The sequence below is a fragment of the Mycobacteriales bacterium genome (genome assembly GCA_035690485.1).
Lineage (GTDB): Bacteria > Actinomycetota > Actinomycetes > JAFAQI01 > DASSKL01 > DASSKL01.
In genome coordinates, this window is record DASSKL010000073.1 from 42105 (window position 1) to 48599 (window position 6495).

Below are 6495 nucleotides of genomic sequence, written 5' to 3' on the forward strand. Positions count from 1 at the left end.
AGCCGGCCGGTGCCGTCCTCCACAGTCCGAGCGCTGGCTATCCATCGGCGGCAGAAAGGGAAGGTCGCAGCCGGGAGAAGAGCCACTGCCGCGCGCCTGACAGCGAGCCGGCGAGCACGGCCACGAGAAGCACCGACCCGTTCAGCACATTGGTGTAGAAGGACGACACCCCCAGGGCGAACAGCACGTCGGCGATCAGGTAGAGAATGAATGCCCCGATCATGCTGCCGACCACGTCACCACGGCCACCGCCGAACACCACGCCGCCGATCACCACAGCTGCGAACACGCTGAGGAGCAGGGGGCCGCCCACGTTGGGATCGCCACTGGCGCTCTGGGCCGTCAGAAAGATTCCGGCCAGCCCGTAGAGCAGGCCACCGAGGGTGTACGCAGCAAGGGACGTCGGGCCAACGCGGATGCCGTTCGCGGCGGCGGCGCCTGGATCCCCTCCGACGGCGTAGATGGCCCGCCCGAGTCTGGTTCGCTTGACCAGGATCCACAGGGCGACCACGACTACCAGGAGCACCAGTGCGGCGGGTATGGCCCCGCGGACGTTGCCCGTGAACCAGTTGACGAAGTCGAGCGGTACGGATCCCCCGGGCTGGCTCAGAATCAGGAGTGCCACGCCGCCCCAGAAGAACGACATGGCCAGCGTGGCGACGATAGAGGGGATGCGCAGGAGGACGACGAGGGCGCCATTGATGGCACCGATGGCGGCACCGGCACCGAGGGCAATCGGCACCATGAGAAGCTGCGATCCAGTGCTGGTCCCGATCTTCGTCGCGATGAGCACGTTGATGAGCGACAACACCGACCCGACGGACAGGTCGAATCCTCCGGCGAGGACGATCAGCGTCTCGCCGGCCGCCGCGATGGCGACTGCCGTCGCTTCATTCGTGAGGGTGTTGAACTGCAGCAGCGACAACACCCCGGGGTGTACCGCGACATAGATGAAGAACAGGACGACCAGGACTACCGCAGGGCCCACCGTGCCGGTCAGGGACATCCGTCGCCGGTAGACGCCGAACTCGCTGAGCTTCACCCAGGGGGCGCCCCGCCTCGTGACGCTCACAGTGCCGCCTCGGGCGCTTGCACGGGCATCGAGACGGAGTCATCGCGGGCGACGCCCAGCATCGCGGTCAGAACGCGGTCTCGGGTCATCTCGGACTGTGATAGCTCCGCGGCCTTGACGCCTCTGTAGAGCACGACAATGCGGTCGCTTACACCGAGCAGCTCCTCAATATCCGTCGAGTAGAACAGGATAGACTTCCCGGCCTCGGCCATCTCCTGCATCATGGCGAAGATCTCTGCCTTGGTGGCCACGTCCACCCCGCGGGTAGGGTCGTACATCAGCAACAGCTTGGTATCGGCGACCAGCCACTTCCCGAGGGCAATCTTCTGTTGGTTGCCGCCGCTCAGCGCTCGAACCTCCTTCACGAGGTTCTGTGGAGTGACGTTGACCCCTCGAGCTGCGCTCAAAGCTGCGCGTCGTTGGCGGGGTGTACGAACAACGCCGGCCGTTGCCAGCGCGCGCAGGCTCGGGAGCGTGATGTTGGCAAGGCCCGACATATCCACCATGACGCCCTCGGCCTTGCGATCCTCGGGCACCAGGCTGATCCCAAGTCCGCGGTGAATGGCGTCGTAGGGCGACCTGGGCTTGTAGGGCTGTCCATCCAACCGGATCGTGCCGGACGCCGCCCGTCGCGCGCCGAAAAGGGACAGGAACAGCTCGAGTTGGCCGTTGCCCTGCAGTGCTCCGAGGCCGACGATCTCTCCAGCGCGCAGCGAGAAGGACAGACCTTTCAGACCCGGTTCACAGCGCAGATCTTCGACGTCCAGTCGTACTTCTGAAGACACATCGCGCGTCTTTCGCAACGTGGCTTTGACATCGCGCCCAACCATCATCTGGATGACGTCTCGATCGCTTGCCTCGTGGGGAGCGAACGTCGCCACCTCGTGGCCGTTGCGCAGAACGGTGATCTTGTCCGCGATCTCACGGACCTCGCTCATCCGGTGAGAGATGAAGACCAGGGTCTTGCCCTTATCGCGCAGTCGGCGGACCTGACGAAACAGCCAATCCACCTGTTGCGCGCCCAGAGCCGCGGTGGGCTCGTCGAGGAGCAGCACCTGCGATGTGCGATCGAGGCTTCTCACAAGCTCCAGTTGCTGTCTCTCGGCGAGCGACAGCTCCGAAACGAGGGCTTCCGGGCTGACGCCGGCCAGCTCCCACCGCTGCAACATGCCGCTGGCCTGTTGAACGAGGCGATTCGTCGAGACCAGACGAAGCCTGTTCCTCGGCTCTCTTCCGAGCAACAAGTTCTGCGCAACAGTCAGGTAGGGAATCACCGTCAACTCTTGGTACGCAGTGGCAATGCCGGCGCCGAGAGCGTCGCGTGGCGAGTGCAGTCGAACCGACTCACCCGCCACGCGAATCTCTCCGGCGTCTGGCCGAATCAAGCCACTGAGAAGCTTCACCAGAGTTGACTTGCCCGCACCGTTCTCTCCGATGAGAGCATGCACGTCGCCGTCAGCCACAGCGAACGAGGCATTGTTAAGCGCGACCGTAGGGCCGTAATGCTTGCTCACCTCGACCACTTGCAGCCTTGCAACGTCGGTCACGAGCTCTCCCTCACCTACTGCAGTCTCTCCAGGGCTGACAAGAACTAGTTGCCGCCAGAATGCTGCTTGTCAAATGACAGCTTGTCCTGCGTCTTGCACCCATCGACCTGGTCGCAGGGCTTGGCGTCGCTGATCTTGTCGGACTTACCGGTCAGTGCCGCCTGCACGCCCTGCTCCACCAGTGGGTTCCAGAAGTCACCGAAGAAGCCCGGGTTGCTCACCACGCTCGGCGGGAAGACGAGTGCTCCCTGAGCCGGGTTGTCACCGACTGCCTTGACACCAAGCTGGTCGAGATCATCCGTCGTGAAGTACGGCAACGGCAGGATGGTGTCGTGTGCGATCTTCTGACCTTCCAGGATCTTCACCGAGTTGATGAAGGCGAGCTCACCTGAGTAGACCGGCGACCCGGCCGAGCTGCTGGGCAGGTGCGCGCAGCTGCTCGGGTCCACGTTCGCCTTCTGACAGATGTCCTTGGAAAGCATGTACAGGTGGTGCCCGTTGCTCATTTCACCGGCGCATGGGAGCGGCTGCTTTCCGCTGGAGATCAGGTACTGTGTTATCGCGTAGCAACCGGCCTCGGCGTAGATGCCGTCAAGGTTGGGGTGTCCAGACTGGATCTGGACAAATGCCGTCTTGCCTTGCGCCTGCGCCCACTCGCCGTTGGCCGAGCCAGCGACATGAATGTTCGGGTAATTCTTCAGGACATCCTTCAGAGCCTGTTCGCGGTCAGTGTCGACCGTTGTTCCGGGAACGCCAGAGATGTTGGCGATCTGCCCCTTGCCGTTCAGCTTCTTCGCCAGCCAGGTAGCCGACTTGATGCCCCATTCGTACTGGTCGATATGCACGTTATAGGCGCAAGGGGCCGTGACGAGGCTGTCGTACGCGTAGACGACGATTCCCTGTTGGCACGCCTTCTGAATCGTCGCGTTCAGGGCTGTGGGCGAGATCGGGTAGACGATGATGGCGTTCATACCCGCGTTGATCTCGTTGTTCAGAGTCTGAATCTGCTTCGTGACATCCGCGCCCGCGATGTCAACTCTCAGGTCGACCTTCTGGTCATACGGTGGAGTCGCCGCCACGGCCTTGACCAAGTTGGCAGCTTCATTCTGCCAGTCATTGCCGGTGTAGCTCAGACTCAGCGCGATCTTGTACTTACCAGCGTGAGACTGTCCGCCCGACGGGCTGGAGCTACTTCCACTGGCGCTCGTGCCGCCGCTGCTCGAGCCGCAGCCGGCCGCCACCACTGCGGCGGTCAGCAGCCCGACGGCTACCCCCCACTTTGGACGTTTCATCCCGTTCCGATCCCTTCTCAAAGACTGCCGACGTCACCGTCGTTGCGAGTACAGATCTTGTCCATCGCGGCCGCCAGCGCGGTCCGTGCTCCGGTAGGACTCCTTCCTCTCACCGCGAGGAGACAGGCAGCCAGACGCACCGAAGCGTCTCCGCCCCTCGGCAGTACCGACCGGTCGGTACGTTGTCCGTGGCGCGAGATTTCCTCACGCCGCGATCCGTGTCAAGCAGTTCGGGGGCTGTCGGAGATAACAACATGGCAACGGGCTGATCGGCCGAGACTCTGTCGATGTCGCTCTTGGTGACGGCGGCTCAGCCGCCTGGGCGCTTCGAGGCGGCGCTCCCCCCGCGCCCCGGTGTGCGGGCTCTCTGGCCCTGCCCTCGGCCATGCCGGGCCCGCGTCTCACGACAGAGGGACCATCGAGCGCTCTGCTGGCGACCGGTCAACTGCTCCGCTGCGAGCAGTGAATTTCGCTCGGCCCCTTTCCACGGCGGGCCACGTGTGGCAAGGTCCTGAAGGGATCCGTACCGACTAGTCGGTATGGCACCGTCACCAACCGGAGGTCGTAGCCGCCGATGCCGCATCCGCCCGTAGATCGCCCCAGGTGCGTCCTCGCCCGCCTGCACTGGCAGACCGCCACCGCCGGCCGACCGTCACCAGGCGCGGAGCGGGGCAGGGGCAGAGTCCGGCTGTCTGGACCCGGCCCATGCCTCGGTGTTGAAGGCGGCACACGCCGCGCTACCAGTCGTTGCGCGACCGCAAAGGAGTAGTGGATTCGTGCCCAGCACAACGAAGCCATGGTTGGCCCTCTACGACGAAGGCAAGCCCGCCGGCATCGACCTTGAGTACGACAACGCCCTGGACATGTTCAAGGCCGCCGTACGACGCTCCCCCGACTCACCGCTTATTCACTACTTCGACACCAGCTTGAGCGTCGTCGAGGTCGACCGACTGAGTGATGCAGTCGCGTGCGGTCTGCTGGCGAACGGCGTGCACGAAGGCGACAGGGTCGCCGTCTACCTGCAGAACGTGCCGCAGTTCCTGATCGGCATGGTCGCCATTTGGAAGACCGGCGCCACCATGGTGTCGATCAACCCGATGTACCGCGGCAAGGAAGTGGAGCACCTGCTCAACGACTCGGGCGCGGTCGCCATCATCTGCTTGCAGTCGCTCTACAACGACGTGATCGCCGGCTTGCGCTCGGCCACCAAGCTTTCTACGGTCATCACGACCTCGGAGTTGGACTTTCAGCACCAACCTCACGAGCGCTTGTTCGCCAACATCGAACGGCAACAGCCCGACGACACTCTCGATTTTCTGGAAGTTGCCAGCAGCTACGCCGGCGAGAAGCCGCCGCCCGTCACGCTCGACCTGGACTCGGTCGCGTTTCTCACCTATACCTCCGGAACGACCGGGCCGTCCAAGGGCGCGATGAACACACATCGCAACGTCATCTTCACCGCGCAGGCCTACCGAGACTGGATCGAGCTCACCCCCGACGATGTCGTGCTCGGTGTGGCTCCCCTGTTCCACATCACCGGGCTCATCGGCCACATGGCGCTGTGCCTGCTGCTGCCGGCGCCCCTGGTGCTGGGCTACCGCTTCGATGCGCCCGTAGTGCTCGAACTGATCGAGCGCTACGCAGTGACCTTCACTATCGGCTCTATCACCGTGTTCGTCGCCCTCATGAACGAACCCAGCGCCAAACACCGGGACACTAGCTCCATGCGGAAGGTGTACACCGGAGGGCAGCCGGTTCCGCCCACCATCGTCGATGACTTCGAACGACAGTTCGGCACCTACATTCATGTCGCATACGGGCTCACCGAGTCGACATCTCCTTCGCATTTCGTGCCCTTGCGTTCACGGTCACCGATCGATCCAAACTCCGGCGCGCTGGCGGTAGGGGTGCCCATCTTTGACACGGACGCCGCCATTCTGAACGAGGAGGGTGTGGAGGTAGCTCCCGGAGAGGTCGGGGAGATCGTGCTGGCGGGGCCGCAGATCGTGCCTGGCTACTGGGAGAAGCCCGAGGAAACGGCTCATGCATTCCACGACGGTTGGTTTCACACCGGCGATGTCGGGGTGATGGACGAACACGGCTGGTTCTACGTGGTCGACCGAAAGAAGGACATGATCAATGCCTCGGGATACAAGGTCTGGCCACGCGAGGTGGAGGATGTGCTCTACCAGCATCCGGCGGTGCGCGAAGCAGCCGTCGTCGGTGTCGCGGATCAGTATCGGGGCGAAACCGTTAAGGCTTTCATCAGCCTGAAACCAGACCAGACCGTCACAGCCGAAGAGCTCAAGGCGTTCTGCAAGGAACGGATCGCGGCCTACAAGTATCCACGGGAGATCGAGTTCCTCGAGGATCTGCCCAAGACGGTGACTGGGAAGATCCTCCGCCGCGAGCTCCGTACCTGACGTCCAGCGAGAAGTAGTGGGGAGGTCCTGATGCCGTACCAGTTCACGGAGAAGGGTGTGGAGACTCTCGAGGAGGTCAAGCGGTTCCTCGATGATCACATCTATCCGAACGAGCAGGAGTATCTCGAGCAGGCGCACGAGGTCGGGTCGACCGGCTACCC

At 63.3% G+C, this 6495-nt stretch carries 4 protein-coding genes; 1 reads left to right on the forward strand and 3 read right to left on the reverse strand.

Translation table 11 applies throughout. The features are described from left to right. Positions 1-37: 37 nt before the first annotated feature. From VFJ21_10590 to VFJ21_10600, 3 genes are read right to left on the reverse strand one after another with little or no spacing between them, the layout of a single operon-like run. Complete coding sequence (locus VFJ21_10590; GenBank protein ID HET7407567.1) at positions 38-1042, reverse strand: ABC transporter permease; 1005 nt, start codon at positions 1040-1042, stop codon at positions 38-40. 26 nt (positions 1043-1068) lie between these two features. After that, positions 1069-2619, reverse strand: a complete 1551-nt coding sequence (locus tag VFJ21_10595; GenBank protein ID HET7407568.1) for a sugar ABC transporter ATP-binding protein — start codon at positions 2617-2619, stop codon at positions 1069-1071. A 44-nt stretch (positions 2620-2663) separates the two neighbouring features. Further along, entirely contained in the window at positions 2664-3911 is a 1248-nt protein-coding gene (locus tag VFJ21_10600; GenBank protein ID HET7407569.1) for a substrate-binding domain-containing protein, read from the reverse strand. 800 nt (positions 3912-4711) lie between these two features. On the opposite strand from VFJ21_10600, the gene VFJ21_10605 reads away from it, so the two are divergent. Next, positions 4712-6334 (forward strand): AMP-binding protein, encoded by a 1623-nt coding sequence (locus VFJ21_10605; GenBank protein HET7407570.1) that lies wholly within the window; start codon positions 4712-4714, stop codon positions 6332-6334. Positions 6335-6495: the final 161 nt, after the last annotated feature.